This window comes from Sinomonas sp. G460-2, from assembly GCF_047759905.1.
Taxonomy (GTDB): domain Bacteria; phylum Actinomycetota; class Actinomycetes; order Actinomycetales; family Micrococcaceae; genus Sinomonas.
In genome coordinates this window covers 1-4430 of the sequence record NZ_JBKZWT010000299.1, presented here as the reverse complement: position 1 = coordinate 4430, position 4430 = coordinate 1, and the positions used below count along the sequence as shown (strand labels likewise).

The following is a 4430-nucleotide window of genomic DNA, read 5'->3' as shown; positions in this document are numbered from 1 at the left end:
CCTTCGCCTTCGCCGCCCCGACTACAGCGGATGACTACTCGGCGGCCTGCTCGCCGCCCTGACCGAGGTCCTGGTTGATGAGGAACACCGCGCCGAGCGGGTCCGCGAGGGTGGCCATGCGGCCGAACGGCGTGTCCTCCGCGCTGCGGATGACCTGCCCGCCGAGCTTCGCGGCCGCCTCGATCGCCGCGTCCGCGTCCGCCACGCCCCAATAGATGTGCCAGTTGGACGGCACGCCCTCCGGGAGCTCGTTCGCGGCGTCCATGATGCCGGCCTTCGCCTCCATCCCGGCGCCGAGCGTCGTGTAGCGGAACTCAGGCGTATCGCTCATGACGTCGGTCTCCCAGCCGAGCGCGTCCTGGTAGAACTTCACCGTGGGCTCGTAGGCGCGCGTGAAGTTCTCGAACCAGACGGGCGAACCGGGCTCCATGACCTTGCCGAAGCCCGTGTGGCCCGTGCTCTGCCACACGCCGAACGCGGCACCGCCGGCGTCGCCGTACATCGCCATGTGCCCCTGCTCGGGGACCTCCATCGGCGGGACGTAGACCTGGCCGCCCGCGGCCTCGATCTTCTGGGCCGTCGCGGCGATGTCATCGGTGCTGAGGTACACGGTCCAGACGTCCGGCATCGTGGCCTGCTCGGGCATCTTGCTCATGAGCCCGGCCACCTGCTCGCCGTCCTTCCAGGCCGTCACGTAGCCGCCGTACTTCTCCTGGTCGCCCACCTCGTACGTCCAACCGAAGAGCTCGCCGTAGAAGGCCTTCGCCTTCTCAACGTCGCTCGTCATGAGGTCGGCCCAGCAAGGGGCTCCGGAGGTGATCTCGGGCTTGGGCATAGCTGCTCCTTGGTTGGTGGTGACTCGTGGTTCTTCCAACGCTCATGACGCTATTAGGGCCCACCGACAGTTTTCAAGCTCTGGGGCGCGGCGCCGACGAGCCGCTCCGAAAGGGCGACCAGACAATGAGAGCGCCCCCGGCCGGACCGGGGGCGCTCTGGTTGCGGAAGGTAAGGGATTTGAACCCTTGGTGCGGGGTGACCGCACACTGGTTTTCAAGACCAGCTCCATAGGCCGCTCGGACAACCTTCCTTGTGCCTAGTAGTGTTTCATAGGCATCAAGACCTGACGAAACCGGTACGGGCACGCCTCGGGAGGAACCACGAGCATGAAGGCCGTCTACATCGCTGAACCCGGTGGGCCCGAGGGCCTCGAAGTCCGCGACGTCTCAGATCCCGTACCCGGCACCGGGGAGGTGCTCATCGACGTCGTCGCGGCCGGCATCAATCGCGCGGACGTCCAGCAGCGCCGCGGCTTCTACCCGCCCCCGCCGGGCGTCTCCGAGGTTCCCGGGCTGGAAGTTTCGGGGCGCATCGCCGGGTTCGGGCCCGACGTCGTCCGTCCTTTTTCGGTGGGTGATCGGGTCGTCGCGCTGCTCGCGGGCGGCGGGTACGCGGAGAAGGTCGCGGTGCCCGCGGAGCAGGTGCTGCGGGTGCCTGAGGGCGTGGATCTCGTCACGGCCGCGAGCCTCCCGGAGACCGCCGCGACGGTGTATTCGAACCTCGTCATGACGGCGCAGCTCCAGGCCGGCGAGCTCGTGCTCATCCACGGCGCCACCGGCGGGATCGGCACGATGGCCGTGCAGATGGCGAAGGCCTTCGGGGCCCGCGTCGCGGCGACGGCGGGCAGCGAGGAGAAGGTCAGCACGGCGCGCGCGTTCCTCGGCGTCGACGTGGCCATCAACTACAACGAGCAGGACTTCGTCGAGGCGGTGCGCAACGCGAGCGGCGGCCGAGGAGCGGACGTGATCCTCGACGTCGTCGGCGCGAAGTACCTCGAGCGCAACGTCGAGGCGCTCGCGCCGTACGGCCGGCTCATCATCATCGGGCTCCAGGGCGGCGCGAAGGCCGAGCTCAACATCGGATTGCTCCTCAACAAGCGCGCGGCAATTATCGGCACGGCGCTGCGGCCCCGACCTGTCGAGGAGAAGGGCATCATCATGGCCGCGGTGCGCGAACACGTGTGGCCGCTCATCAAGGACGGGCGCATCAAGCCCCTTGTTGACCGCACGTTCCGTCTCGCCGACGTGCAGAGCGCGCACGAATACTTCGACTCCGGCGAGCATGTGGGCAAGGTCCTCCTGACCACCTGACAGGCCCTTTCGGCCTCGGGCCGGCCCGGCCGCGCGCCCGGCGCATGTGCGAGGATGGCCACATGAGCGAAGCGCGCGGGAGCACTGCGCCCAACGGCGGTCAGAACGACGAGCCCGTTGAGGGCATGACGATCGACGACGGCGGCCAGCCGGGCGCGCCAGCGGCGAGCCGCATGATGCGCGGCGAGCCGGGCGAGAACCGGCGCCGGGCGAGCCTCCAGGAGCTCGTCGACGAGCCCGCGAAGGTCATGCGCATCGGCACCATGGTGCGCCAGCTGCTCGAGGAAGTGAAGGGCGCCCCGCTCGACGAGGCCGCCCGCAACCGCCTCGCCGCGATCCACGAGCGCTCCATCGCCGAGCTCGAGGACGGGCTCGCGCCCGAACTCGTCGACGAACTCCACCGCATCACGCTCCCGTTCAGCGACAACACCGTGCCGTCCGAATCCGAGCTCCGCGTCGCGCAAGCCCAGCTCGTGGGCTGGCTCGAGGGGCTCTTCCACGGCATCCAGACCGCCATCGCCGCCCAACAGGCGGCCCACCAGCTCGCCGCGGCGCAGGTTCAACTCCGTCAGCTCCCGCCCGGAACGGTCATCGCGCCGGGCGTGGTCATCGGCGAGAACGGGGAGCCGCAGCGCGCGCCCATGAGCCCCGACCAGGCCCGTCTGCGCAGCGACCACCCTGACGCGGACCACGGTCCGGGCCAGTACCTCTGAGCGCAAGGGTGGGGATCCTCGACAACGTCCTGCGGGGGCGCCGGGACGACGCCGAGCTCGGCAAGGGCTTGTGGCGCCGCGCGCACGACCGCTTCCAGCGCGGGCTCGACAGGTATCACCAAGTCCTCGAGGGCGTTGACGACGACGCGCTCTACGCCGAGCTCGTGGTCATCGCCGACGGCCTCGCGGAACTGCTCCCGCGCGTCAGGGCCGTGTGCGTGAAGTGCCAGCGCCTCGCCCCGAGCGACGGCTTCGACGTGCCCGGCGACTACGCCGACGTGCACCGCGCGCTGTCCAAGGCCGGGAACGCGCTCGCGACCACCGCGGAGGCCGCCGCCATGCTGAGCCTCGCCATCGGTCCCGTGCCGGTCGGCGCGCTCTCGGTCCAGCGGCGGGCAGCGACGGTCGTCGAGCAAGTTGAGACGGCGGAGCGCGCCGTCAGCCTCTGACCCCTTGGCGCCGGGCCGGGGCTCTCGGGGCTCATGAGCCCGGCCCCGCATTATTCCGCGTTTCGCGGTCGGCGAAGCCGGCTGGAAATATCTGACAACCGCTCAGAAATCGGTTGCCTGGGTGGCAGGATGAGACCCATGGCTTCCACCGAATCCCTGACATCCCCTGTGCTCACTTTCCACGACGGCCACACCATCCCGCAGCTCGGCTACGGCGTGTGGCAGGTCGAGGACGACGTCGCTGAGCGCGTTGTCGGCGAGGCGTTCGAGGCTGGCTACCGCCACATCGACACCGCCGCGATCTACGGCAACGAGGCCGGCGTGGGCCGCGCCATCGCGAAGTCCGGCCTCGCCCGCGAGGACCTGTTCATCACCACGAAGCTCTGGAACGCAAACCAGGGCGCCGGCAAGGTCGGCCCCGCGTTCGAGGCCTCGCTCGAGAAGCTCGGCCTCGAGTACGTGGACCTCTACCTCATCCACTGGCTCCAGCCGAAGCGGGGCCTGTACGTCGAGACGTGGCAGGAGTTCGTCAAGCTCCAGGCCTCAGGCCGGGTGCGCTCGATCGGCGTCTCCAACTTCACGATCGAGACGATCCAGGAGATCGAGCGCGAGACGGGCGTCCTCCCGGTCATCAACCAGGTCGAGACCCACCCGTACTTCCCGCAGGCCGAGCTGCGCGCGTTCGAATCATCGAGCGGCATCCTGCACGAGTCCTGGTCCCCGCTCGGCCAGGGCAAGGGCCTGCTCGAGGACCCGGTCTTCCAGGCCGTCGCGGACAAGCATGGTGCGACGCCGGCGCAGGTCGTCATCGCGTGGCACCTCGCGCTCGGCAACGTCGTGATCCCGAAGTCGGTCACGAGCGGACGCATCACGGAGAACTGGGGCTCCCTCGGGGTCGTGCTTGACTCCGAGGACCTCGCGGCGATCGCCCAGCTCGACAAGGGCGCCCCGGGCCGCATCGCCTCCGACCCCGCGCACGCCGACTTCGGCTGATCGCGCAGCGTACGACGGCGGCGCCGCACCTCCCCATTTGAAGGTCACCTACCGTGGGTTTCGCACCCACGGTAGGTGACCCTTGGATGCGGGAGCACCCACGGTAGGTGACCCTTGGATGGGGGCGC

The 4430-nt window shown here is 69.4% G+C and carries 5 protein-coding genes and 1 tRNA gene; 4 read left to right on the top strand and 2 right to left on the bottom strand.

Annotated elements, in window-relative coordinates:
* Positions 1-34: 34 nt before the first annotated feature.
* Both ACLN58_RS18470 and ACLN58_RS18465 read right to left on the bottom strand, forming a co-directional pair.
* Positions 35-835 (bottom strand): VOC family protein, encoded by an 801-nt coding sequence (locus tag ACLN58_RS18470; RefSeq protein ID WP_415856705.1) that lies wholly within the window; start codon positions 833-835, stop codon positions 35-37.
* Positions 836-999: 164 nt separating this feature from the next.
* Positions 1000-1087: transfer RNA gene (locus ACLN58_RS18465), tRNA-Ser, on the bottom strand.
* Between the two features lie 76 nt (positions 1088-1163).
* Here ACLN58_RS18465 and ACLN58_RS18460 point away from each other — a divergent pair.
* From ACLN58_RS18460 to ACLN58_RS18445, 4 genes are all read left to right on the top strand, one after another.
* Entirely contained in the window at positions 1164-2147 is a 984-nt protein-coding gene (locus ACLN58_RS18460) for an NAD(P)H-quinone oxidoreductase (protein WP_415856704.1), read from the top strand.
* A gap of 62 nt (positions 2148-2209) precedes the next feature.
* Positions 2210-2860, top strand: a complete 651-nt coding sequence (locus ACLN58_RS18455; protein WP_415856703.1) for a bacterial proteasome activator family protein — start codon at positions 2210-2212, stop codon at positions 2858-2860.
* An 8-nt stretch (positions 2861-2868) separates the two neighbouring features.
* Positions 2869-3309, top strand: coding sequence for a hypothetical protein (locus tag ACLN58_RS18450; RefSeq protein ID WP_415856702.1), 441 nt, complete (start codon positions 2869-2871; stop codon positions 3307-3309).
* Between the two features lie 138 nt (positions 3310-3447).
* Positions 3448-4302 (top strand): aldo/keto reductase, encoded by an 855-nt coding sequence (locus ACLN58_RS18445; RefSeq protein ID WP_415856701.1) that lies wholly within the window; start codon positions 3448-3450, stop codon positions 4300-4302.
* The last annotated feature ends 128 nt before the right edge of the window (positions 4303-4430 follow it).

What these genes read in the sequence shown, in the direction of transcription:
- ACLN58_RS18460 (WP_415856704.1), top strand. Translation starts at nt 1,164, where the DNA reads ATGAAGGCCGTCTACATCGCTGAACCCGGTGGGCCCGAGGGCCTCGAA.
- ACLN58_RS18455 (WP_415856703.1), top strand. Translation starts at nt 2,210, where the DNA reads ATGAGCGAAGCGCGCGGGAGCACTGCGCCCAACGGCGGTCAGAACGAC.
- ACLN58_RS18470 (WP_415856705.1), bottom strand. Translation starts at nt 835, where the DNA reads ATGCCCAAGCCCGAGATCACCTCCGGAGCCCCTTGCTGGGCCGACCTC.
- ACLN58_RS18445 (WP_415856701.1), top strand. Translation starts at nt 3,448, where the DNA reads ATGGCTTCCACCGAATCCCTGACATCCCCTGTGCTCACTTTCCACGAC.